The organism is Amycolatopsis sp. cg13, from assembly GCF_041346965.1.
Lineage (GTDB): Bacteria > Actinomycetota > Actinomycetes > Mycobacteriales > Pseudonocardiaceae > Amycolatopsis.
The window spans coordinates 3,839,794-3,862,753 of record NZ_CP166848.1; the positions used below are offsets into that span (position 1 = coordinate 3,839,794).

Genomic DNA, 22,960 nt, shown 5'->3' on the forward strand with positions numbered 1-22,960 from the left:
GTCGGGTAGTCCGCAGAATGACGTGAGGTGAACAGCTTCAGGTCGCGGCCGAAGTCCCGACGAAGGCTGTAATCCGTTCAGGCTAAATCGGCCGCTGGGCTGGCGTTGCGGACGGAAGCGGTGCTCAGTCCTGTTTGGCGTAGACCGCGACGAGGCGTTCGTACACCACCGGCGGCACCAGGTTCTCGATGTCGCCGCCGAGCGCCGCGATCTCCTTGACCAGCGAACTGGACACGAAGCCGTACGCGGGGTTGTTCGCCATCAGCAGCGTTTCGAGGCCGGTGAGCTCACGGTTCATCTGAGCCATCTGCAGCTCGTAGTCGAAGTCGCTGACCGAGCGAAGGCCCTTCGCGACCGCGGCGATGTCGTTGTCGCGGCAGTAGTCCACGAGCAGGCCCTGCCACGAATCGACGCGTACGTTCGGCAGCTTCGCGGTGATCTCGCGGAGGATCTCCATGCGTTCCTCGACGCTGAAGAGGCCCTTCTTGCTCTTGTTCACCCCCACCGCGACGACAACCTCGTCGAAGAGCGCCGAAGCACGCTCGATGATGTCGAGATGTCCGTTGGTGGCCGGATCGTAAGAACCGGGACAGACCGCACGCCGCATGGCGCGGACGCTATCAAGCCACGCGGTCGCGCGCGCACTCGTGACGACTGCGTCACACCTCAGATGAGCTGTCGTACTCCGCCCAGTACAACGCTGTATCGCCGTAGCGCTTGTCGCGAAGCGGCTTAAACGTCGACGGCCACTCCGGAGCACCGTCGCGCGCAGCCCGTTCAATCACCGTCAACGCGCCGTCAGCAAGCCAGCCACCACTGTGCAACGAAGCGAGCACAGTACCCAGCGAAGCAGCGTCAACCGCGTACGGCGGGTCTGCGAGCACTACGTCGAACTGCACCGACGCAGGAGCAGCGACAACCGTCTCAACCTGGCCCGCCCGCACCGTGCCGCCTAGCCGTAAATCGGCGACGTTGCCGCGAAGCACGTCTACCGCCCGACGGTCGGCTTCCACGAACCACGCGTCCTTGGCACCCCGAGAAAGCGCTTCGAGACCGAGCGCACCCGAGCCGGCGTAGAGGTCAAGTACGCGAGCTCCGTCCAGCTCACCGGCCACTTCGAGGGCGTTGAACAGTGCTTCCCGCACCCGCTCCGACGTAGGACGGGTGCCTTTCGGCGGCACCTTCAGCCGCCGTCCGCCCGCCTTCCCCGCCACGATCCTCGTCACCCGGCCATCTTCGCCCAAGGTCGCGATGTGGCGTTGGGCAGGACTTGCCGAACCCTCGCGCGCGGGCGCGTAGAGTCGTCCTTCGCCCTCCAGAGGCGAGGTCATGGTGTTCAAGGGAGCGTTGCGTGTCGGAACCCCGGGTGAGACGGGCTGAGATCGCCGTCGAGCAGGCACACGTCGACCGGGTCTACACGCGGCTCGCCGAGCTGCGGACCCAGGCCGAGGCGATGCGGGCCAAGGGCTACGAGCTGGGCCAAGGCGCCCAGCGCGAAGCGATCTTCGAGCAGGCGTCGATGCTGTTCGAACGCGACATGATGGTCTACCACGCGAACCAGACCCTGCAGACGCTCGACGCCGAGTACGAGGGCCTGGTCTTCGGCAGGCTCGACCACCTCGACCGCGAGCACATCTACGTGGGCCGCCTCGGCATCCGCGACACCGAGTTCGACAACCTGGTCACCGACTGGCGCGCGCCCGCCGCCGCCGCGTTCTACCAGGCCACCGCCGAAGAGCCGATGGACGTCGTGCGCCGCCGCGTGATCCGCTGCTCCGGGCAGACGGTGCTGGACGTGGACGACGACGTGCTGATCGCCGACGCCGTGCCCGAGGACATGCAGATCGTCGGCGAGGGCGCGCTGATGGCCGCGCTCGGCCGCTCGCGCGGCGAGAAGATGCGCGACATCGTCGCCACGATCCAAAAGGAACAGGACGACGTCATCCGCGCGCCGTGGCGCGGGGTCACCGAGATCACCGGCGGTCCAGGCACTGGCAAGACGGCGGTCGCGCTGCACCGCGCGGCGTACCTGCTGTACCGGCACCGCCGTCAGCTCGGCGGCGCGGGCGTGCTGGTGATCGGCCCTTCGGGCGTCTTCACCACGTACATCTCGCGCGTGTTGCCGTCGATGGGCGAAACGAACGTCGAACTGCGCGCGCTCGGCGAAGTGCTCGACGGTCTCGAAGCGACGCGCCAGGACACAGCCGCGCTGGCCGCGATCAAGGGTTCGCTTCGGATGCGAAAGGTGCTTCTGCGCGCGTTGCGCGACACCCCGCCCGAAGCGCCGACAGAGCTGAAGATCGTCTACCGCGGCGAAGTACTGAAGCTCACCGCGCGCGAGTTGGAGAAGGTACGGCGCAAGGCGCACACGCAGGGCGCGCCGCCGAACCGGTCGCGCGTACGCGTGGCAGAGCTACTTCTGGCCGCGCTCGCGGACAAGGCCGAGGAGTACGCGAAGGCGGACGGCAAGGAGATCGACCGCGCAGAGCTGATCAACGATCTCGGCGAGCGCATCGACTTCCACCGCTTCCTCGTCGTGTGGTGGCCGGTGTTGTACCCGGCGCAGGTGCTCAAGTGGCTCGGCACGGAGAAGCGGCTGGCCGCGGCGTCGAAGGGCATCCTGAACCGGAACGAGATCAGCTTGCTGGCGGCCGATTTCGCGGACCGCGCGCGCGGCTGGTCGGTGGCCGACGTCGCGTTGCTGGACGAGCTGCGCGTGCTGGTCGGGCCGGAGCCGAAGCGGCGCCGTCGCCAGACCGTGGTCGAGGTGGCCCCTGAGCGCGGCAGTTCCGGCGGCGCGCCGCACCGCCCGGAGCACTACGACGAGTACTCGCACGTGGTCGTCGACGAATCGCAGGACCTTTCGCCGATGCAGTGGCGGATGGTCGGCCGTCGCGGCAAGTACGCGAGCTGGACCGTCGTGGGCGACCCGGTGCAGAGTTCGTGGCCGGATCCGGACGAGGCGGCACAGGCCCGTGACCAGGCGTTCGGCGTGAAGACCACACGGCGGCGCTTCACGCTTCGCACGAACTACCGGAACTCGGCGGAGATCTTCGATCTGGCGGCGAAGGTCGTGGCCGGCCACGCGCAGGCCGACGAGCTGCCCAAGGCCGTGCGCACCACCGGAATCGAGCCGGAGGTCCGCCCGGTCGATCAGGCCGCGCTGGTGACCGCGACGCAGACCGCGGCGAAGGAACTGCTCGGCGCGGTCGAGGGCACGGTCGGTGTGATCACTGCCATGGACCGCGTCGAAGAGGTCGAAGGCTGGCTCGCCGGGCAGACCGACGAGCGGCTGAAGGTCGTCGGCAGCCTCGATTCGAAGGGCCTCGAATACGACGCGGTCGTGCTGGTCGAGCCCATGGACCTGGTCACCGAGTCCTCCACCGGACGGCGCGTGCTGTACGTCGCGCTCACCCGCGCGACGCAGCAGCTGATCGTGCTCGCCTCGAACCCGGACTGGCTGCCGCACGCGTGAGGCGGGAAGGGAATCGCGGCCGCGCGCGTTACGGCTGTACGTGACCTCCCTGCCTGACGTGCCGCTGTCCGTGCTCGACCTCTCCCCCGTTTCCGAAGGGAAGGGGGTCGGCGAGGCGCTGCGCAACACGCTCGATCTCGCCCGCAACGCCGAGCGGCTGGGCTACCACCGGTACTGGCTCGCCGAGCACCACAACATGCCCGGCATCGCCAGCTCGGCCACGGCGGTGCTGATCGGGCACGTCGCGGACGCCACCGAATCCATCCGCGTCGGCTCGGGCGGGATCATGCTGCCGAACCACGCGCCGCTCGTGGTGGCCGAGCAGTTCGGCACGCTGGAGGCGTTCCACCCGGGCCGGATCGACCTCGGCATCGGCCGCGCGCCGGGCACCGACCAGCGCACCGCGCTCGCGCTGCGCGGGCCGGGCGGGCTGTCCGCGGAGAACTTCCCCGAGCACCTGATGGAGCTGATCGCCTACTTCGAGCCGGACGCGGCGCGCGGCGTCAACGCGGTCACCGCCGAGGGCAACAAGCCGCCGGTGTGGCTGCTGGGTTCGTCCGGCTTCAGCGCGCAGCTGGCCGGACGGCTGGGGCTGCCGTTCTCCTTCGCGCACCACTTCGCGGCCGAGAACACGATTCCGGCGGTTCGGCTGTATCGCGAGAACTTCCGTCCGTCCGAGGTGCTTTCCGAGCCGTACGTGATGCTGGGCGTGCAGGTGATCGCCGCCGAGACCGACGAGCGCGCCGAGTATCTGGCCGGGCCGAGCGGGCTGACCTTCCTGAGCCTGCGCCGCGGCCGCCCGATCGCGCTGCCGACGCCGGAGGACGCCGCCGAGTACCCGTACACCGAGATGGACCGCGCGTTCCTCGCCGAGCGGTTCGGGTCGAGCATCGTCGGCGGGCCGGAGAGCGTCCGGAAGGGACTGGACCAGCTGCTGGCCGACACCGACGCGAACGAGCTGATGATCACCACGATGGTGCACGGTCACGAGGACCGCGTGCGTTCGTACGAGATCGTCGCGGACCTGAAGCGTTGATGGAGGTCTTCGACTGGCGCGGGCAGCAGGTGCGGTGGTCCCGGCAGGGTGCGGGGCCGCCGCTCGTGTTCTGTCACGGCACGCCGTGGTCGTCGAAGCTGTGGGAGCCGATCGCTTCGACGTTCGCGCAGGACTTCACCGTGTACCTGTGGGATATGCCGGGCTACGGCAGTTCCACGATGGCGGACGGCCAGGACGTTTCGCTGGCCGCGCAGGGCGAGACGTTCGCCGCGCTGCTGGGCCATTGGGGTCTCGAAGAGCCGGACGTCGTGGCGCACGACTACGGCGGCGCGGTCAGCCTGCGCGCGTTTCTGTTGCACGGCGCGGCTTATCGGTCGCTGGCGCTGGTGGACGTCGTCGCGCTGGCACCGTGGGGTTCGGAATTCTTCCGTCTGGTGGCCGAGAACGCGGACGTGTTCGCGCAGCTGCCGCCGAACCTGCACGAAGCGCTGGTGCGGGAGTACATCGCCGGTGCCGCCCACCGTCCGTTGTCCGCCGAAGCGCACGACATGCTGGTCACGCCGTGGCTCGGTTCGGCGGGACAGGCCGCGTTCTACCGGCAGATCGCGCAGGCCGATCAGCGGTACACCGACGAAATCGAACCGCGCTACCGCGACATCAGCGTGCCCACGCTCGTCGTGTGGGGCACCGAGGACACCTGGATCCCGGTCGACCGCGCGCACCGGCTCGCCGGGATGATCCCAGGCGCCGGACTGGAATTGGTCCGTTCGGCCGGGCACCTCATCCAACTCGACGCACCCGAGGCGTTGACGGCTTCGCTGCACCGCTGGCTCGCCCGCTGAAACATCCGGAAACCGCCGCACCGGTATTTATTTTCCGGCACTGACAACCGCATTCCCGGCAGTTGTCACAACCGCACAAGAATTCGGCGGTTACGACGCCGTGACCCCGCAGGACGGGGCAAGTTCTTGTCTGCGGGCAAGGCCCTCGTTAGCGTACTGACCAGTAACGAAACCGCACGGTAACCCCGCCGACGCTTTCCTTCCGCCTCGATCCGCCAAACGGATCAGCACCGGAACGGGCGTTCGGCGGGCATTCCGCCGTGCCCGGAAATTGCTGGGAGGTCGGGCGATGGCGTTTCCCGGCGCCGCGGCACTGCACCAGACCGGCCGGCTTTACGCACTGGGGCTCGACGTCGTCCGGCTGACGTTCCGCCGTCCGTTCCAGTTCCGTGAACTCGTGCAGCAGTTCTGGTTCATCGCGAGCGTGTCGATCCTGCCGACCGCGCTGGTGTCGATCCCGTTCGGCGCGGTGATCGCGCTGCACATCGGGTCGCTGACCACGCAGATCGGCGCGCAGTCGTTCACCGGCGCGGCGAGCGTGCTGGCGATCATCCAGCAGGCCAGCCCGATCGTGACCGCGCTGCTCATCGCGGGCGCGGGCGGCAGCGCGATGTGCGCCGACCTCGGCTCCCGCACCATCCGCGAGGAAATCGACGCGATGGAGGTGCTGGGAGTTTCGCCGATCCAGCGCCTGATCGTGCCGCGCGTGCTGGCCGCGATGGGCGTGGCGGTGTTCCTCAACGGCATGGTCAGCGTGGTCGGCGTGCTCGGCGGCTACTTCTTCAACGTGATCATGCAGGGCGGCACGCCGGGCGCGTACCTGGCGAGTTTCTCCGCGCTGGCACAGCTTCCCGACCTGTGGATCAGCGAGATCAAGGCGTTGCTGTTCGGATTCGTCGCGGCGGTCGTCGCGTCTTATCGGGGGCTGAATCCGCGCGGCGGGCCGAAGGGCGTCGGCGACGCGGTGAACCAGTCCGTCGTCATCACGTTCCTGCTGCTGTTCGTGCTGAACCTGATCCTCACCACGGTGTACCTCCAGCTCGTGCCGCCGAAGGGAAGCTGATGGCCACCCCGACTCCGACGCGCGTGCTCGAAGCCATCGACCGCAGGCTGGGCTTCCTCGACACCCTCGGCGACCAGATCCTGTTCTTCCTGCGCACGCTCGGCTGGGTGCCGCGCGCGGTGCGCCGGTACCTGCGCGAGATTGTCCGGCTGCTGGCCGAGGTGAGCTTCGGCAGCGGCGCGCTGGCGGTGATCGGCGGAACGATCGGCGTAATGGTCGGGATGACCGTCGCGACCGGGACTGTCGTTGGGCTGCAAGGGTATTCGGCACTGAACCAGGTGGGCACGTCGGCGTTCGCCGGGTTCATTTCGGCGTACTTCAACACGCGCGAGATCGCGCCGCTGGTGGCCGGGCTGGCGTTGTCGGCGACGGTCGGTTGCGGCTTCACCGCCCAACTGGGCGCGATGCGGATCTCGGAGGAGATCGACGCGCTCGAGGTGATGGGCATCCCGAGCGTGCCGTATCTGGTGACCACGCGGGTGATCGCCGGGTTCATCGCGGTGATTCCGCTGTACGCCGTGGGGCTGTTGTCGTCGTATCTCGCGTCGCGGCAGGTCACGGTGTGGGGCTTCGGGCAATCGGCGGGCACGTACGACCATTACTTCCTGTTGTTCCTGCCGCCCGGCGACGTGCTGTGGTCGTTCGGGAAGGTGCTGATCTTCAGCGTCGTCGTGGTGCTCGCGCATTGCTATTACGGCTTCCGCGCGAGCGGCGGTCCGGCCGGCGTCGGCGTCGCGGTGGGCCGGGCGGTGCGGACGGCGATCGTCGCGATCAGCGTCCTGGACTTCTTCCTCAGCCTCGCCATCTGGGGCGCCACGACGACCGTCCAGGTGGCCGGATGAACCGGCGCTGGCACAAGACCCGAGTCCGCACCGCCGGGGTGCTGTTCTTGGCGGCGCTGTCGGCGTTCGTGCTGCTCACGGTGAAGATCTACAACAAGGACTTCACCACCACCGTGCCGGTGACGCTGCAAGCCGATCGCGTCGGCAACCAGCTGCGCGCGGGCGGGCAAGTGAAGGCGCGCGGCGTCGTGGTCGGCGAGATCCGGGGCGTGCACGCGATCCGCGGCGGCGCGGAGATCTCGCTGGCGCTGGACCCGGAGCAGGTGAAATGGCTGCCGGTCAACGTTTCCGCGTTGCTGGTGCCCAAGACCCTCTTCGGCGAACGGTACGTGCAACTGTCCATTCCGGACACTGGCCGAGGGCGGCCGTTGCAGGCCGGAGATGTGCTCTCGCAGGACCGGTCGGCGAACGCGATCGAGCTGGAGCGGGTCTTCGACAACCTGCTGCCGGTGTTGAAAGCCGTCCAGCCGCAGAAACTCGCGACCACGCTGACCGCGGTTTCGACGGCGTTGCAAGGCCGCGGCGCACAACTGGGCCAGACGTTGGCGACCGCGTCGGACTACCTGCGGCGGTTCAACCCGAACCTGCCGCAGCTGGACAGAAACGTGCGCGACCTCGCCACCGTCACCCAGATGTACGGCGACATCGCACCCGATCTACTCGACGCGCTCACCGATTCGTCGGTCACCCTCGGCACGGTCGACGCGAAGCGCACGGACCTCGGCTCGCTGTATCAGCAGGTCACCACGTCGTCGCAGGACCTCACGACGTTCCTGCGGCAGAACCGGAACAACATCATCGCGTTGTCCTCCGACAGCCGCCGTCCGCTCGAAATCGGCGCTAAGTACTCCCCCAGCTTCCCTTGCACTCTACAGGCGCTCACCGACTTAAAACCGTCGATGGACCGGATCCTCGGCGCTGGGTCGAAGGAACCCGGCCTGCACGTCGAGGTCACCGTGTCGCAGTCGCGCGGGAAATACGTGCCGGGCAAGGACGCGCCCGCGTATACCGAAAAGACCGGCCCGCGCTGCTACCCGAGCGGGGTCGTGCCGAGCGCCGGAACTCCGGCGGCCACGCCGTCGACCGGCGACCTCGGCATCGCGAATTCCCCGCAGGAGCAACAGTTCCTGGCCCCGCTGATCGCGCCGTCCCTGGGCATGTCGACCGCTGACGTGCCGATGTGGAGCAGCGTGCTCGTCGGCCCGCTCTACCGCGGAACGGAGGTGACGGCGAAGTGAGAAACCTTGCCGCTCCCCTGGTCAAAAGCTTGATCTTCATCCTGGTCACGGTCCTCGCGACGGTCATTCTCGCGTTGTCGATCACCGGCGGTTCGGTCGGCGGGAGCCAGCGGTACGGAGCGACTTTCGTCGATGCCACCGCGTTGAATGTCGGCGATGACGTGCGGATTTCCGGGGTGAAGGTCGGGCAGATCGAAGACCTCGGCGTGACTGATCACAACCGCGCGCACGTCAGCTTCTCGCTCGAGAACGGCCGCACGGTGCCGGCCAACGTGACCGCGGTGATCAAGTACCGCAACATGGTCGGCCAGCGCTATCTCGCGCTGGAACGCCCCCGCGCCGCCGCCGGGGTGTTGCCTCCAGACGGCGAAATCCCTCTCGACCGCACGACTCCCGCGCTCGACCTGACCGACCTGTTCAACGGCTTCAAACCACTCTTCCAGGCCCTGTCGCCCAAGGACGTCAACGACCTGTCCGGCGAGATTGTCCAAGTGCTGCAAGGAGAAGGCGGAACGGTCACCGAACTGCTGCAGCACACCGGATCGCTCACCAGCACCCTGGCCAGCCGGGACCGCGTGATCGGCGAGGTGATCGGCAATCTGAACTCGGTGCTGAAAACGGTGAACGGCAAGGGAGATTCGCTCGCGACGCTGGTGTCGACCCTGCGCCAGCTCGTGTCCGGCCTCGCCGAAGACCGCACGGCGATCGGCGACGCGGTGTCCGGGCTGGCCGACCTGACGCAGTCCACCAGCGGGCTGCTCACCGAAATCCGCCCAGGCCTGAAGGACAGCATCTCCGGTCTCGACGCGCTGACCCGGAACCTGAACAAGGGGGAAGCCGACGTGGACAAGGCACTGACCACGTTGCCGCGCAAGCTCAACGCCATCGGCACGCTCGGGTCGTACGGCTCGTGGATGAACTTCTACCTGTGCAGCGCCGTTCTGGAAACGACTCCGCCGCGAGGCGTGCCGGCGACCGCGGCGAGGTGTGGCGCGTGAAGTCGTTCCGGGAGCGCAATCCGCTCGTGCTGGGAATCGTCGGCAGCGTCGCGCTGGCCGCGATCCTCACCGGCACGCTGAACTACAACAACCTGCCGTTCCTCGGCGGCACCACCTACCAGGCCGAATTCGGCGAGGCCGCCGGGCTGCAGGCGGACGACGAGGTGCGGATCGCCGGGATCAAGGTCGGCGAGGTGTCCCGGGTGGACCTGGACGACGACCACGTGCTGGTCAGCTTCCGGGTGAAGAACGCCTGGATCGGCGATCGGACGTCGGCGCAGATCAAGATCAAAACGTTGCTGGGCCGGAAGTTCCTCGCCCTCGACCCGTCCGGCCGCGGGGAACAGAACCCAGACCAGCCGATCCCGCGCGACCGCACGGTGACCCCGTACGACGTGACCGACGCGTTCAACGGCCTCGCCGACACGGCGGGCGCGATCGACACGAAACAGCTCGCGACCAGCTTCTCCACCATCAGCGACACCTTCCGCAACTCGCCGCAGCACGTCCGCACCGCGCTCGACGGGCTCAGCGCGTTGTCGAAAACGGTCTCGTCGCGCGACAACGAGATCGCCGAACTGCTGGCCAACGCACGCAAACTGACCACCACGCTCGCGAACTCGAACGACGACTTCGAGAAGCTCGTCAAAGACGGCGACCTGCTGCTCACCGAACTGGACCACCGCCGTGAAGCGATCCACCAGCTGCTCGTGGGAACCCAGCAGCTCGCGAAACAGCTGTCCGGCTTGGTTTCGGACAACACCGCGCAGCTCGCGCCAGCGTTGAAGCAGCTCGACCAGGTCACCGACCTGCTGCAACGCCAAGACGCGAACCTGACGCAAAGCCTCAAGCTCGCCGGACCGTACTTCCGCGTGCTGAACAACACGGCGGGCAACGGCCGTTGGCTCGACAGCTACCTGTGCGGCCTCATCCCGGAGAACCGCGATCCGTGCACCCCGCCGAAGGGAGGCGCGAAATGACCGCGCGCACCTACCGTTTCGTCGTCTTCCTGCTGGTGATGGCCTTGGTGATCTGCGGCGTCATGTGGTGGGTGTTCTCCGGATCCGGCCGATACCGCGTCACGGCGTACTTTTCGCGAGCCGTCGGTGTCTACAGCGGATCCGACGTCCGGGTGCTCGGGGTGAAGGTCGGCGAGGTCACCGCGGTGCTGCCGCAAGGCGAGCAGGTCCGTGTCGACTTATCGGTAGATCCGCACATCCCAGTCGCCGCTGACACCACGGCGCTGGTCATCGCGCCGAGCGTAGTCGCGGACCGCTACGTCCAACTGGGCAAACTCGCCCGGAACGGCCCGCGCCTGGCCGACGGCGCGGTGATCGGCACCGACCGCACGGGCACGCCAGTGGAGCTGGACCAGCTGTACTCGAGCCTGGACACGCTGAGCAAAGCACTCGGCCCGAACGGCGCGAACTCCAACGGCGCGTTGTCGGATCTCCTGCGAACGGGCGCGGCGAACCTGGACGGCAACGGCAAGGCGTTGAACACCTCCGTCCGCGACTTCGCCCGCCTCGCGCGCACGCTGGCGGGCAACTCCTCGGACCTGTTCGGCACGGTCGACGAGCTGCAGAAGTTCACCACCATGCTCGCCACGAACGACCACCAGGTCGCGGACGTGAACCAGCAGCTGGCCAAGGTGTCCGACACCCTCGCCGCGAACCGCTTTGAGCTCTCTGACGCGCTGCGCTCGCTAGCCAGCGCGCTCGCGTCCGTCCAGGGCTTCATCCGGGACAACCGGGCTGCGATAAAGTCCAATGTAGACAAACTGGCCAAGACGACGCAGATCCTGGTCGACCAGCGCGCCTCGCTGGCCGAGGCGCTGGACGTCGCCCCGCTGGCCGCCCAGAACGTGCTGAACGCGGTCGATCCGGCCACCGGACGGCTGCAGGGCCGCTCGAATCTGCTTGAGTACCTGCCGCTGCCGGCAACGGACGTGGCCGTGACGGGAGGCGGCCGATGAAGGCACGACGGCTTTTCCTCGTACTGGCAGTGAGCACGCTCGCCGGCTGTGCGGCACCCAGCGGTTTCCACGGCGTCTACGACCTCCCGCTGCCCGGCGGCGCGGACCTCGGCGCGCATCCGTACGAGATCACCGTCCAGTTCGCCGATGTCCTGGACCTGGTCCCGCAGGCCGCGGTGAAGGTGGACGACGTCCCCGTCGGCCGCGTCCAATCGATCCGGCTGGGCTCCGACGGCTGGACCGCCGAAACCGTCCTGGCCGTCAACGGCGACGTCCACCTGCCCGCGAATGCCGTCGCCCGCCTGCGGCAATCGTCACTGCTGGGCGAGAAATTCGTCGAACTGGCCGCGCCGGTCACTTCGCCGTCCGGCCAGTTGGGCGACAAGGCCGTCATCCCGGTGTCGCGAACCAACCGGAACCCGGAGTTCGAGGAGATCTTCGGCGCGCTGTCGCTGCTGCTCAACGGCGGCGGAATCGGTCAGCTGCAGACGATCAACCGCGAACTGACGAAAGCCATGGACGGCAACGAGGAGGAGATCCGCAGCTTCCTCGCCGGAGTCAACCAGCTGATGACGAACCTCGACGCCCACCGCCGCGACATCACCGCCGCACTGGACGGCTTGAATCATCTCTCCGCGACGCTGGCCGACCGAAACTCCCAAATCGCCGACGCCCTCACCGACCTGACGCCCGGGTTGAAGACCCTCACCGACCAGCGCCCGCAACTGGTGACGATGCTGCAATCGCTGGACCAACTGTCCACAGTGGCCACCGATGTCACGAACAAGAGCCGAGACGACCTCGCCGCCGACCTGCGCGCACTCGCCCCCATCCTGCGCCGTCTGGCCGATGCCGGGCAAAACCTGCCGAAGGCGTTGGAAATCCTGCCCTCGTTCCCGTTCACCGACCCCGTGCTGGACGCGATCAAGGGCGACTACGTGAACGTCTACGCCTCGATGGTCCCCGGCTCCGGCGTGGCGCTGCCGCCACCTGGCCAAGGCGTCCCACCAGGTCTCCCGACCCTTTCGGCTGGGGGCCGCTGATGCTCACCAGACGGATCCGGGTCCAGGTCATCGCCTTCGTGATAGTCGCGCTGGCGGCGACTTCCTTCGTCGGCGCGAAATACGCCGGAATCGCACGCCTTCTCGGTGCCGGCACCTACACCGTCCGCCTGGAGCTTTCGGAAGGCGGCGGCATCTTCACCAACGGCGAGGTCACCTACCGAGGCGTCGCCGTCGGCCGGATCGGCCACCTGCGCCTGACCGACCACGGTATGGAAGCGGACCTGCTGCTGGACACCTCCGCCCCGCCGATCCCGTCACGCTCCCGCGCAATCGTCGCGAACCGTTCTGCGGTCGGAGAGCAATACGTCGACCTGCAACCTTCCACGGACCAGGGGCCTTTTCTGGAGGACGGCAGCGTAATCCCCCGCAGCGCCACCGCCCTGCCGCTTCCCGTGCAGACTTTCCTGTCCGATGTGGACTCACTGACCGCTTCGGTCCCGACAGAAGACCTGCGCACGGTCGTGAACGAACTCGACAACGCATTACAAGGCAGCGGCCCAGATCTGCAACTGCTGATGGACACCGCGAGATCCTTCACGAACTCCGCCTCCACCCACCTGCCCTCGACAGTAAAACTCATCGACGACGGCTCGACGGTCCTGAAAACCCAAGCCGCCTCCTCGACCGCGTGGCGAGACTTCAGCCGAAACGCCCGCCTGTTCGCCTCGCAGCTAGCGTCCTCCGACGGCGACCTGCGGAAACTGATCGCCACCGTCCCGCCAGCCGCTACCCAGGTGACGGGCTTGCTGCGGGACACCAGCCCCGGCCTGCCCATCCTGATGGCAAACCTGCTCACGACGGCCGACGTCTTCAGCGCCCGAACCGACGGTCTTGAGCAACTGCTGGTGACCCTGCCGAAAACCGTGGCCGCGACGTCGTCGGCCATCACCCCCGACGGCGGGAAGCTGTCGCTGGCCTTGACGTTCTTCGACCCGCCGCCGTGCCGGAAGGGTTACGAGAGCACGAAGTACCGCAGCAGCGCGGAACTGCCGGTGCTCCCGTTCAACACGTCCGCCGCCTGCACCCTGCCCGCCGGGGATCCGTCGTCAGTGCGCGGTTCGCAGAACGCCCCGCATGCCGGGGTGCCGGAACCGGCCAAGCCCGGCGGTCTCGCCGGGGTGGCTGGCGGGCTTCCGACGTCGACCGATCTGGAGGAGATGCTGTGGCTACGCCGGGGAAACTGAGGTTGTCACCGGAGGTGGCTTCTTCCGGTGAGGTCGCTTCTGGTGCTGAGGTTGACGATTCGCTTCCCATCGGCGACTCCGAACGTCCCGCGGCCATCGATGACTCCACCACCTCTGCCCCAGCTTCCGCCGACGTGGACAGCTCGACCCCCGCCACCGCATCCTCGACCCCCAAATCCCGCCGCACCCTGACGTGGGCCGCCGGAATCGCCCTGACCGCAGCCACCGCTTTCGCCGCCTGGTCAGCCTGGTCGTGGCACACCGCAGCGACCGCCCCCACCTCAACCGCAGGCGCCACCAGAGACGAGGCCGTGGCAGCGGGCCGCACCCTGATCGCCACAGTGACCACCTTCGACCCCCACCACCGCGACCAAGATCTGACCCGCTGGCAAGCCGCGACAACCGGCGCCCTCCAAACAACCCTGCCCAGCAACGTCCCACCCGACGGCTCCACGACGACCGGCCACGTCCTAGACGCCGGCCTCTCCGACCTGGACGCCGAAGCCGGTACCGCGAGACTCCTCGCGTCAGTGGAAATCACCGTGGCCAAGGACGGCGCCACCGAGCCCATCCGCCGGACTCGCCTGGCCGCGACCCTGACCCGTACAGCGTCAGGCTGGAAACTCAGCACCCTGGAACAGTTGGGGGTCGCCGGATCATGAAACTCACCCCGCGCAGGTCGAAGTCCCGCACCGGATCGGCCGATTTCCCTGCTGGCACAACCTCATCCGGCGACCCGATCGTTGCTTCCGCTGAGGCCGCTCGGCCGGGTGCAGCCAGTACGCGCCCCGCGCCTGCCGCGACCGAACCAGCTGAGACGGCCCAGGCGTCTGCCGCAGCCGACGCCATCCAGCCAACCAACACCGGCCAGCCGCCTACCGCAGCCGACGCCATCCAGCCAGCCAATACTGGCGAGGCGTGTACCGCAGCCGAAACCACCCAGCCAGCCAGCACAGCCGCTCACCCGCCCACCACCGCGGAAGCCGCCCCGTCACCGACCGGCTCAACTCCAGAGCAGTCCGCACCAACCTCCATCCCAGATCAACCACTCACCGCCGCCAAGCCAGTCCAAACTCCCCTCTCCGAACCCGAATCCGAAGCTGAAGCCAAACCCGCCCAACCCTCGGCCGCCGACCCACTCGACGCCGAGCCAACCCTCTCCCCCGCCGACCCACTCGACGCCGAGCCAATCCCCTCCCCCGCCACCCCACCTCCCCCAGACCCCGAACCCACGAAAGCCCGCCGCCTCCCAGCACTCCTCCTGGCTTTGACCGCCCTCCTCACCGCCGCCGGCGTCTGGTGCACCGTCGAAGCCCGCTCCACCTCCGCGTCCGCCGCCGCCTCAAACCACGCACTGACCGATCAACCCGCCACCGCCGAAGTCACCTCCGCCATCAGCCTCACCCTCAACAAGATCTTCTCCTACACCTACGACAAAACCGGCGTCACCGAGAACGCCGCCGCCACCCTGCTGCGCGGCCACGCCCGCGATTCCTACGAGAAGCTCTTCGCCCAGGTCCGCACGATGGCCCCGGGCCAACAACTGACGCTCACCTCGCGAGTCTCCGCCACGTCCGTCCAGCAACTCACCGAAAACAACGCACAGTTGCTCGTTTTCCTCGACCAGTCCGCCACGAGGGGGAATTCCGCCACTCCGGAAACCGCCGCGGCACAACTGTCCGTCACCGCACAGCGGATTGCCGGAAACTGGTACGTCACCGATCTCGCGCCCCGATGAAGTTCTGTTTCCTCACCGCCGAAGGAGTACCGTCATGCCCTTTTCCCGGATCGCCCGAATCGGCGTGCTCGCAGCGGCCGCCGCGACCGCGGTCAGCCTCGCCTCCGCCGTTCCCGCATCGGCGACCGAAATACCCATTCCGATCTCCTATTCAGTGACGGGCAGCACGGTCGTGAAGAAGACCGGCAGCACGCTCGACCTCGGCCCCGGAACTCTCGCCGGAAATCTCCTGGTCGACGACCAAACCGGAGCCGTCGGCCTCAACGCCAATCTGCAATTGCCGCCGTCCACCGCGCACATTTCGCTGCTCGCCGGCGGTTTCAAGATCAAGGCGACGGTCACCGTCACCCCGACCGCGCCCGCGACCGGCAGCCTCGCGAACGGCACCCTCACCACCCACGAAACCGCGAACATGGAGATCAGCGACATCTGGGCGGGCCCGATCGTGCCGGTCTTCCCGGTGCCGACCGTGCCCGGCAGCTGCACGACCGTCAAGCCGATCGACCTGACCCTGAGCGCGGCGAACGTCGACATCACCAAGCCGATCACGCTCACCGGAAATTACACCATTCCGGACTTCAAGAACTGCTTCATCGCCGATCTCGCGCTCGGCGCACTGGTGTCCGGACCGGACAACACGATATCCCTGACCCTGACCTCGAAGAACTGATCAACCGCAGGAAAAAGGAGTACCGGACACCTTTCCGGTACTCCTTTTTCGCATACCTGATCTTGAATTAATTGTCACGCCGGCACGAAACGCCGATACTGTTTGCGCCGCCGCTGACAAAAGAATCGGTCCAGTTGCCGACCTGTGAACCAGGCGCGGAGCAGGGTTGTTGTCGACTGAACTCACGGGTAACCTTGGGCTCGCGGCCGGGATTCCTTACCGAGCCGATCCCCGTTCCCGGCGAATGTCCCGGAACGGAATCCGCGGAAACCTCCGTCCCCACTGCGCAGGATCGCCGCGAAAACTGCAGTCCGATCTAAGGAGAATGGTATGCCCCGGCTCAGCAAACTGTCCACCGGCGTGATGACCGGCGTCGCCGTAGGCGCGATCGCGATCCTGACCGCGGGCACGGCCTCGGCCGCCACCGCGACCTACCAGGCCGGCCCCGCGACCTACAGCTGCACGTTCCCGGCCATCCCGGCGCAGAACGTGTCGGTCACCGCGCAGTTCAACGGCCCGGACACGATCCCCGTGAACGGCACCACGACCCCGACCAACGTTTCCGGCACCGCGACCATCACCGCACTGGTCCACGCGCTGCTCACGGCTGCGGGCTACGACGGAATCCGCGGCACCGCCGACGTCCCGATCACCGTCGACAACGGTTCGCTCTCCCCGTCGGACGCCTCCGGCCTGCAGATCCCGGAACAGATCTACCCGGCGGGCGGCGCGATCACGGTGAACATCGCGCAGACGTCGACGTCGTCGATCCCGACCTACACCGCGCCCGCCAGCCCCGGCACGGTGACGTTCGGCCTCGACACGGCGCTGTCGGCGCAACTCGAGTTCCACAAGGCGTCCGACGGCAGCTGGACTCCTTGGACCATGCAGTGCACCGCCGCGTCGGGCACCAGCTTCAGCCCGTCGGGCACCATCTCCTGACCGATTCCGGCGGAGGGGCGGCCGAGTGCCGTCCCTCCGTTGTCGGTTCAGTGGCAGGGAATCGAACGGTCCGTCACCACCAGGCTGAACTCGTCGCCCGCGGACCCGCTGACGACCGGCCCGCAGATCGGCGGCCGAGGCACGGTCGCCTGGCCGTAGGTGTTGTTGCCCCAGCCGACGACGGACCCGTCCGCCTTGAACGCGAAACTGTGGTTCCATCCCGCGTCGATCGCGACCACCCCGCTCGTCGCCGCCGGCGGCACGTCAGTCTGGCCGACGTTGTCGCGCCCCCAAGCAAGCACGCCGCCGTTCTTGAGCGCGAGACTGTGCTCGAACCCGGTCGAGATCGCCGTCACCCCGGATTGTGCCGCCGCCGGAACCGTTGCCTGGCCGTAGGTGTTGTTGCCCCACGCCAGTACGCTGCCGTTCTTCAGCACGAGGTTGTGGTCCCCGCCCGCCGAGATCGCGGCGACGCCCGACTGCGCGAAGTCCGGCACATCCGACCGGCTGCCCCAGCTCACGACCTGGCCGTTCTGCAGCAACGCGAGGCTGTGCACCGAACTGGTGGAAATCGCCGTCACGCCGCTGGACACCGTTGGCGGAAGATCAGTCTGGCCGTACCAGTCGTTCCCCCACGCATACACCTTGCCGCCCTTGAGGCCGAGCCCGTGCGTCCAGCCGGCGGCGATCTGACTCGTCCCGGACGCGAGGTCCGCGGGCACCTCGGTCTCGCCGAAGTTGTTGTCCCCCCAGGCGATCACGCCACCGTTCTTAAGTGCCAGCGCGACCAGTCCCCCAGCCGACACCGCGGACACGCCGGACGAGACTGTCGCCGGCGTCCGGAGAATCGCGTTCGTCACCCCCCATGCGTAGACACCGTTCGCCGCCGTCAACTGCGGTTCACTCGCGGCAGCCGCGGTCACCTCGCCTGTCCCGAGCGCGACGACCGCGGCAACGAGTGCCGCGGCCCTGCTCCACCGTCTGTATCCGGTCGCCATCGCAGCCCCTTTCTCCGCACTTTTCCGGCGATACTCGCAGCCGTCGGCGGGCGCGCGGATTCTTTGTCAGATTCCGATGAAAACACCGCCCCGAACTAGCCCGCGAGCATAAGAAAACCCTGCCCCGCCAAGGGAAATCCACCGCCGCGGCCGCCCCTCTTGCCCGCCTGGTAAACCCACCGGTAACTTCGCTCGAGAACGATTCCCCGCGGGCGAGGAGGGCGTCTCAATGCCAGCACTCCGCAGACTGACTGCCCGCCGCACGACCTTCACCGCGCTGGCGATCCTCGCCGCCCTCTCGATCGGAACCGGCGGCCTCACCGGCATCAGCTCCGCCGCGACCGACACGACACCCCCGGCCGCCCCACCGTCGCCCGGCGAACAACAAGCATCCGCGGACGTCGCCCTCGACTGCCCGTTCGCCGCCCCCGCCGGCCCTCAGCGGATCACTCTCAAGACGACCGCCACCCTGCCCGCGACGGCGACTGTCGGCTCCGCGGTCAAATTCCGTTCCCTGACCGCGTCGTTCACGCTTCCTCGCGCCGTCGCGACCCAGTTGGCACCGGCCCCCGCCACCAGCCTCCGCGGCGGCTTGACCCTGGACCTGACCGCGCATCAAGGCGACAAAAGCACCGCGATCCCCGCGCCGTTCACAATCGCGCCGACGCCGTTGCCAGAAAACGGCGACGTCCAGTTCACCGCGACCGCAGACTTGCCGGACCAGGCGATCACCGCCCCCGGCGAAGTCACCTTCGACGTCGGTGCCCCGGCCATCGCCCTGAAACCGGCGAGCGAAGCCACCACCGAGGCTACGCCAGTCCGGTGCACTCTGGCCCCGGACCAGAAGACCACGCTGGCCTCGATCCTCGTCGCCCCAGCTCCCGCCAAACCAAGCACCGGCAACCCGAACACCCCGCCGCCCGGCGCGCCGCGCAACGAAGCTGCCCCGCAAGACAGCGGCGGATTCACCATCGTGACGCCGCTGAACCTGGTGCAAATCGTCGCCAATTCGTCGATCTACCGGGTGGGCGCGACCGTCACCAGCAAACCGACCGGCCTGCTCAACGGAGTCTGGACGATTGTGCTGGACGACAACGGCATCCAGCACGATCCGAGCACGATCACGGGGTCCGTCGGCTTCAAGCCGGTCACGGCGACCTTCTTGGGTTTCGGCTTCGTGCCGGTGAGCGCCACGGTCGAGTTTCTCCCCGCCGACTACCACCACGCCAAGCTGATCGAGCTCAACGCGCAGCTCAGCGCACCGCCCGGCGAGACCATCCTGACCACTCACGTCAAGGTCATGGCCAGGATGAGCAACGCGACGGTCAACGGCGTCCCCCTTGACCTCGGCCCGGACTGCGTCTCTGCCTCGCCGATTTCCCTCAACCTTTTCGGCCCGTACAACGCACTGCAAGGCGGCACCGTCGGCACCGACCCGAACGCGCCGGACCCCGACTACCGCGGTTTCACGTTGCCCCCGTTCGTCCACTGCGGCGTCGCCGAACCGCTCAACCCCCTGCTGACCGGCATTGCCTCCACCACGACGAACATCAACCAGGCCAAGGTCGTCGCCGTCAACTTCGGCGAATGCACCAAGCCGAACCACCCCCAGTGCCCGCCGCCCCCGACCCCGCCGGGCTCGACCCCCAAACCGAACACCACGCCCAACACCGGACGGACACCCAACACCGGGACAGAGACAACCCCGCCGACCCCTGACTCCAGAACGAACCATCCCGTCACGGCCGGCTCCCCGTCTCCCCGCCCGAACTGACAAACACCGCCTTTCAGCCAACGCCGCCCCACAATGCTCTGACGGGCTTTGGCCGCAGAACGGCGAATCCTCGCCGCCAACAAAGCACAACGTCGCTTCGACCGCTCGCCCATCCGACGCTGGACCACCGAACCAGCGGCACCCTCGCCCCCACCGACCTGGCCAACCGCCATCCACCGCACCGTCGGCGAGCCAGCGACACAACCAGCTGCCGCCGACTCAACCGCAGCCAGTCCGCATTACCCCAACTCAGCCGCGGCCGACCCGAAGCACGTCAACCCGGCTTCGAGAGGCGCTCGCCGACGTTTCGCCGTTTTTCGGCGACAGCCGGGATTCCACTGGTCAGCCGCGGCTTTTCGCGTCCTCGTACGAGCTGGGCCGTCGACTGGCCGGCACCACGCTCGCGCTCTTGAGCGGTGTCGGCCAAAGCAGTTCTGCCCGCAGGTTCTCGGGCGCGGCCGCGCGCAGGACCAGCTCCATTTCGAACCGCGCAGCCGGATCTCGCAGCAGCTCGCCGAACGTCGCCTGCAGCTGGCGCATGCGGTATCGCACCGTCTGCGGATGGACTTGCAGACGCTCGGCAATCTCGACGACGTTCCCCTGGCTGTCGAGCCAAGCGCGCAATGTCTCGAGCAAGCGATCCTGCTGCTTGTCGGTCATATCCGCCAAGGGAGCAAACAGCCGGGCACGGAGGAGTTCCGTCAGCGCACCATCCGAATGCACCAGCAGAGCAGCGAGGTGTTCCTCCGCGCGGAGCACCCGCTCGGCCGGGATTCGCCCCCTATCGGCGAGAACCAGTGCCCGTCGGGCCCAGCGCAAGGAATCGGCGAGGCTGGCCAACGGAACACACGGCCCGACGGACAACCGGCAATTCGGTAGCGCTGCCTGGAGTGTCGCCAGTCGCGCACCATTAACCGCGCCGGGGACGACGATGCACGGCTCGGCGGAGTCCAGGTCTGCCAGGACGTCGGAGTCCAACGTCGCGTGCCGGCGGGCCCTGCCGTTCAGCGGCGAATGGACGGCAATCGGCGACGCCTGTTCCGGCACGGCCCAACCGGTGAGCTGCGCCAGCTCCGCAATCGCCTTCGGCGGAGCAGCAGGCACCTCCAGCAAGACGCCAAGCAACCGTCGCCGCCAAGTGTCCAACGCGCCGGCGGTGCGGGCTTTCGCCTCTAAGTAGCCATCCAGCGCGACAGACGCCAATTCGTCCATAAACGCCAACATGGCATCAGCCAGCTGCGACATCACTGCCGACGAAAGACCAGCCCGCCGTCCGACGCGCATGATCCGGCGCCACGACACGCGCGCGCCCACGCGATAGGCCGACTGCAGGGTGTCGAGGCTCCGTCCTTCCCGCATCTCGTTCTGACCGAGCCGATGGTGCACCTCGTGCGACTGTTCCTTCGACGCCCTCGGGTCGGCGATCTGCGCGACGAACAACGTGATCGCGTACTCGACACCCGCACGGATCGATCTCCCGTACGGACCGTCGAGCGGCCGCGCGTAGGCGGGGATCGTCGCGCGGATTTCGTCGACGATCTCGGCGGACAGGCTCGCCAGCTCGGGCCGCAGGATCTCGGCGAGTTTGCGCGGCAGCGCAGCCGACGGCACAGCGTGATCGAGTCCCCGCTCCACCGACATCGCAGCTCCTTCGCTCCGCCCCGGTCCCCGGCGGCACCTCGGCACCGCCGAAAGCCCCCGCATCCATTGAGGGGTGACACCCGACACATCGAAAAGCCAACGCCAAATGTGTCACAAGTCGCCGAAGAAACCGATTTCTTGTCACGTTCGTGACAAGTTCACGAGGTCAGAGCGGCACATCGCGACAACACACCACCAGGCGCGCTACGCAGTGCGTACGAACGGGCGAACCCGGGTGCCTGCCTTCAGGGGTGACCCAGCAGGCAGCGAAAGCGACCACAGAGCGTCACCCGGCAAGGTCGACAGCCCTCTTGTAGCATGTGCTTGATACAAGAGGGAGGGGTCCACGATGCAACTCGACTCGGCACTCGCCGTCGCGGGCATCACCGGTCTGTTCGGGCTGATCATCCTCGTCGCGTTGTGGCCAGGCGAGAAGCAAGGCGTTCGGCTGCTCACGAAATGGGGCGTGCGGAACCCGACCGCCGACCAGGTGTCGGTGGCCGTGCGCTACCTGCGCCGTCGGCGATTCTGGTACCCGTGGCTGTTCCTCGGCCTCCCGCTCATCCCGGGCGCGACGGATCTCGTCGGCGAACGGAACGCGAACTCGCTGGTGTTCGTGGTGCTGCTCGGCGGGCTCGCCGCCGAAATCCTCGCGCAGCGTCCCTCGCGGGCATCCCGCAGGGAAGCCGTGCTCGCACCGCGCGGCGTGCTCGATTTCGCTCCGTTGTGGACGGTCATCGTCTCGGGAATCGCCACCGTCGCCGCCGTCGTGCATCTCGCCGTTTTGCGGCAATGGGGCCCGCTCGCGGTGACCGTCGGCGCGGCCGCGGTGTCGTGGATCATCGTGCTCCTCGCGGTGCGGCGTCCGGCCGCCGGCGACCCGGAAGTCGACCTGGCACTGCGCGTTCGCAGCGCCCGCGTCGCTCTCGGGCTCGGCACCGGAACGGCTGCCACGCTCGGCTGGACGACGATCGGGAACCTCGCCACATTCCTCGCGTTCGTGGTCACCGTCGCCGCGTTCCTCGCGATCGTCGGCCCGCCGCCGAAGCAGCGCGCGACAACCACGGCAGCGCGGTAGATGCCGCTGCGAGTAGTGGTCGACGCCGACAGCGGGGTTCCGCCTTGGCGTCAGGTGCACGACCAAATCGTCCGCGCGATCACGACTGGCTCCCTTGCCAGGGACGCCCGTCTGCCGCCGATCCGTCAGCTTTCGAGGGACCTCGGGCTCGCCTCCGGGACCGTCGCCCGCGTGTACCGCGAGCTTGAGACCGCCGGCTGGGTCACCACCGCACGAGCACGCGGAACCGTCGTGACCGGCCCGGCCGAACGACCGGATCCGGGCACACTGCTTCGCAACGCGGCCGCCGAATACGCCCGGCACAGCCGGGAACTCGGGGTCACGCCGGACGAAGCCGTCGACGCCGTGCGCGCGGCTTTGGCGAGCCTGGACGCACCGCCGCGGTGAATCCGGGCGTTCGTCCGGCCAGCGCGGTTTTCGCCGTTCTGTGAACCGTCTTCA

At 67.8% G+C, this 22,960-nt stretch carries 22 protein-coding genes; 18 read left to right on the forward strand and 4 right to left on the reverse strand.

Going from position 1 to position 22,960, the window contains the following annotated elements; all coding sequences use genetic code 11:
• Nucleotides 1-124: 124 nt before the first annotated feature.
• Both coaD and rsmD read right to left on the reverse strand, forming a co-directional pair.
• A complete protein-coding gene (gene coaD / locus AB5I40_RS17520) occupies nucleotides 125-607 on the reverse strand; it encodes a pantetheine-phosphate adenylyltransferase (RefSeq protein ID WP_344285825.1) in 483 nt (160 codons plus the stop codon).
• Nucleotides 608-659: 52 nt separating this feature from the next.
• Nucleotides 660-1,226 (reverse strand): 16S rRNA (guanine(966)-N(2))-methyltransferase RsmD, encoded by a 567-nt coding sequence (rsmD, locus tag AB5I40_RS17525; RefSeq protein ID WP_370939579.1) that lies wholly within the window; start codon nucleotides 1,224-1,226, stop codon nucleotides 660-662.
• Nucleotides 1,227-1,351: 125 nt separating this feature from the next.
• On the opposite strand from rsmD, the gene AB5I40_RS17530 reads away from it, so the two are divergent.
• The 15 genes from AB5I40_RS17530 to AB5I40_RS17600 all read left to right on the forward strand — a co-directional run bounded on the left by AB5I40_RS17530 (nucleotide 1,352) and on the right by AB5I40_RS17600 (nucleotide 17,028).
• On the forward strand, nucleotides 1,352-3,475 hold the full coding sequence (locus tag AB5I40_RS17530; protein WP_370939580.1) for an AAA family ATPase: 2,124 nt from the start codon (nucleotides 1,352-1,354) through the stop codon (nucleotides 3,473-3,475).
• A 40-nt stretch (nucleotides 3,476-3,515) separates the two neighbouring features.
• A complete protein-coding gene (locus tag AB5I40_RS17535; RefSeq protein WP_370939581.1) occupies nucleotides 3,516-4,511 on the forward strand; it encodes an LLM class flavin-dependent oxidoreductase in 996 nt (331 codons plus the stop codon).
• Entirely contained in the window at nucleotides 4,511-5,314 is an 804-nt protein-coding gene (locus AB5I40_RS17540; protein WP_370939582.1) for an alpha/beta fold hydrolase, read from the forward strand. The genes AB5I40_RS17535 and AB5I40_RS17540 overlap by 1 nt, the downstream gene beginning before the upstream one ends.
• Nucleotides 5,315-5,603: 289 nt before the next feature.
• Nucleotides 5,604-6,377 (forward strand): ABC transporter permease, encoded by a 774-nt coding sequence (locus AB5I40_RS17545; RefSeq protein WP_009074192.1) that lies wholly within the window; start codon nucleotides 5,604-5,606, stop codon nucleotides 6,375-6,377.
• Nucleotides 6,377-7,219, forward strand: coding sequence for an MlaE family ABC transporter permease (locus AB5I40_RS17550; RefSeq protein ID WP_370939583.1), 843 nt, complete (start codon nucleotides 6,377-6,379; stop codon nucleotides 7,217-7,219). The genes AB5I40_RS17545 and AB5I40_RS17550 overlap by 1 nt, the downstream gene beginning before the upstream one ends.
• A complete protein-coding gene (locus AB5I40_RS17555; protein ID WP_370939584.1) occupies nucleotides 7,216-8,457 on the forward strand; it encodes an MCE family protein in 1,242 nt (413 codons plus the stop codon). Before AB5I40_RS17550 ends, AB5I40_RS17555 begins: the two co-directional genes overlap by 4 nt.
• Complete coding sequence (locus AB5I40_RS17560; protein WP_370939585.1) at nucleotides 8,454-9,455, forward strand: MCE family protein; 1,002 nt, start codon at nucleotides 8,454-8,456, stop codon at nucleotides 9,453-9,455. Before AB5I40_RS17555 ends, AB5I40_RS17560 begins: the two co-directional genes overlap by 4 nt.
• Nucleotides 9,452-10,435, forward strand: a complete 984-nt coding sequence (locus AB5I40_RS17565) for an MCE family protein (protein ID WP_370939586.1) — start codon at nucleotides 9,452-9,454, stop codon at nucleotides 10,433-10,435. The genes AB5I40_RS17560 and AB5I40_RS17565 overlap by 4 nt, the downstream gene beginning before the upstream one ends.
• Entirely contained in the window at nucleotides 10,432-11,430 is a 999-nt protein-coding gene (locus tag AB5I40_RS17570; protein WP_370939587.1) for an MCE family protein, read from the forward strand. Before AB5I40_RS17565 ends, AB5I40_RS17570 begins: the two co-directional genes overlap by 4 nt.
• Nucleotides 11,427-12,473 (forward strand): MCE family protein, encoded by a 1,047-nt coding sequence (locus AB5I40_RS17575; protein ID WP_370939588.1) that lies wholly within the window; start codon nucleotides 11,427-11,429, stop codon nucleotides 12,471-12,473. The genes AB5I40_RS17570 and AB5I40_RS17575 overlap by 4 nt, the downstream gene beginning before the upstream one ends.
• Nucleotides 12,473-13,678, forward strand: a complete 1,206-nt coding sequence (locus AB5I40_RS17580; protein ID WP_370939589.1) for an MlaD family protein — start codon at nucleotides 12,473-12,475, stop codon at nucleotides 13,676-13,678. The genes AB5I40_RS17575 and AB5I40_RS17580 overlap by 1 nt, the downstream gene beginning before the upstream one ends.
• A 134-nt stretch (nucleotides 13,679-13,812) precedes the next feature.
• Nucleotides 13,813-14,340 carry a hypothetical protein gene (locus AB5I40_RS17585; RefSeq protein WP_370939590.1) on the forward strand — a complete coding sequence of 176 codons (528 nt, stop codon included), beginning with the start codon at nucleotides 13,813-13,815 and terminating at the stop codon, nucleotides 14,338-14,340.
• Between the two features lie 605 nt (nucleotides 14,341-14,945).
• Nucleotides 14,946-15,416: a hypothetical protein gene (locus AB5I40_RS17590; protein ID WP_370939591.1), complete on the forward strand. Its 471-nt coding sequence runs from the start codon at nucleotides 14,946-14,948 to the stop codon at nucleotides 15,414-15,416.
• A 34-nt stretch (nucleotides 15,417-15,450) separates the two neighbouring features.
• Entirely contained in the window at nucleotides 15,451-16,086 is a 636-nt protein-coding gene (locus tag AB5I40_RS17595; protein WP_370939592.1) for a hypothetical protein, read from the forward strand.
• Nucleotides 16,087-16,416: 330 nt separating this feature from the next.
• A complete protein-coding gene (locus AB5I40_RS17600; protein ID WP_370939593.1) occupies nucleotides 16,417-17,028 on the forward strand; it encodes a DUF6801 domain-containing protein in 612 nt (203 codons plus the stop codon).
• A 47-nt stretch (nucleotides 17,029-17,075) separates the two neighbouring features.
• On the opposite strand, the gene AB5I40_RS17605 is transcribed toward AB5I40_RS17600, so the two are convergent.
• Nucleotides 17,076-18,026: an RCC1 domain-containing protein gene (locus tag AB5I40_RS17605; RefSeq protein ID WP_370939594.1), complete on the reverse strand. Its 951-nt coding sequence runs from the start codon at nucleotides 18,024-18,026 to the stop codon at nucleotides 17,076-17,078.
• Nucleotides 18,027-18,255: 229 nt separating this feature from the next.
• Here AB5I40_RS17605 and AB5I40_RS17610 point away from each other — a divergent pair, with 229 nt between their 5' ends.
• Entirely contained in the window at nucleotides 18,256-19,800 is a 1,545-nt protein-coding gene (locus AB5I40_RS17610; protein WP_370939595.1) for a DUF6801 domain-containing protein, read from the forward strand.
• A gap of 342 nt (nucleotides 19,801-20,142) precedes the next feature.
• On the opposite strand, the gene AB5I40_RS17615 is transcribed toward AB5I40_RS17610, so the two are convergent.
• Nucleotides 20,143-21,441: a PucR family transcriptional regulator gene (locus AB5I40_RS17615; RefSeq protein WP_370939596.1), complete on the reverse strand. Its 1,299-nt coding sequence runs from the start codon at nucleotides 21,439-21,441 to the stop codon at nucleotides 20,143-20,145.
• A 349-nt stretch (nucleotides 21,442-21,790) separates the two neighbouring features.
• Here AB5I40_RS17615 and AB5I40_RS17620 point away from each other — a divergent pair, with 349 nt between their 5' ends.
• Nucleotides 21,791-22,519 carry a hypothetical protein gene (locus AB5I40_RS17620; RefSeq protein ID WP_370939597.1) on the forward strand — a complete coding sequence of 243 codons (729 nt, stop codon included), beginning with the start codon at nucleotides 21,791-21,793 and terminating at the stop codon, nucleotides 22,517-22,519.
• The gene (locus tag AB5I40_RS17625) at nucleotides 22,520-22,906 is read left to right on the forward strand and encodes a GntR family transcriptional regulator (protein ID WP_370939598.1); all 387 of its coding nucleotides are present in this window, start codon (nucleotides 22,520-22,522) and stop codon (nucleotides 22,904-22,906) included.
• Nucleotides 22,907-22,960: the final 54 nt, after the last annotated feature.

Bases quoted from the DNA above. Each gene is read 5' to 3' on its own strand.
- coaD (WP_344285825.1), bottom strand. From the start codon at position 607: ATGCGGCGTGCGGTCTGTCCCGGTTCTTACGATCCGGCCACCAACGGA.
- AB5I40_RS17540 (WP_370939582.1), top strand. From the start codon at position 4,511: ATGGAGGTCTTCGACTGGCGCGGGCAGCAGGTGCGGTGGTCCCGGCAG.
- AB5I40_RS17545 (WP_009074192.1), top strand. From the start codon at position 5,604: ATGGCGTTTCCCGGCGCCGCGGCACTGCACCAGACCGGCCGGCTTTAC.
- AB5I40_RS17550 (WP_370939583.1), top strand. From the start codon at position 6,377: ATGGCCACCCCGACTCCGACGCGCGTGCTCGAAGCCATCGACCGCAGG.
- AB5I40_RS17555 (WP_370939584.1), top strand. From the start codon at position 7,216: ATGAACCGGCGCTGGCACAAGACCCGAGTCCGCACCGCCGGGGTGCTG.
- AB5I40_RS17570 (WP_370939587.1), top strand. From the start codon at position 10,432: ATGACCGCGCGCACCTACCGTTTCGTCGTCTTCCTGCTGGTGATGGCC.
- AB5I40_RS17575 (WP_370939588.1), top strand. From the start codon at position 11,427: ATGAAGGCACGACGGCTTTTCCTCGTACTGGCAGTGAGCACGCTCGCC.
- AB5I40_RS17580 (WP_370939589.1), top strand. From the start codon at position 12,473: ATGCTCACCAGACGGATCCGGGTCCAGGTCATCGCCTTCGTGATAGTC.
- AB5I40_RS17595 (WP_370939592.1), top strand. From the start codon at position 15,451: ATGCCCTTTTCCCGGATCGCCCGAATCGGCGTGCTCGCAGCGGCCGCC.
- AB5I40_RS17600 (WP_370939593.1), top strand. From the start codon at position 16,417: ATGCCCCGGCTCAGCAAACTGTCCACCGGCGTGATGACCGGCGTCGCC.
- AB5I40_RS17605 (WP_370939594.1), bottom strand. From the start codon at position 18,026: ATGGCGACCGGATACAGACGGTGGAGCAGGGCCGCGGCACTCGTTGCC.
- AB5I40_RS17610 (WP_370939595.1), top strand. From the start codon at position 18,256: ATGCCAGCACTCCGCAGACTGACTGCCCGCCGCACGACCTTCACCGCG.
- AB5I40_RS17615 (WP_370939596.1), bottom strand. From the start codon at position 21,441: ATGTCGGTGGAGCGGGGACTCGATCACGCTGTGCCGTCGGCTGCGCTG.
- AB5I40_RS17620 (WP_370939597.1), top strand. From the start codon at position 21,791: ATGCAACTCGACTCGGCACTCGCCGTCGCGGGCATCACCGGTCTGTTC.
- AB5I40_RS17625 (WP_370939598.1), top strand. From the start codon at position 22,520: ATGCCGCTGCGAGTAGTGGTCGACGCCGACAGCGGGGTTCCGCCTTGG.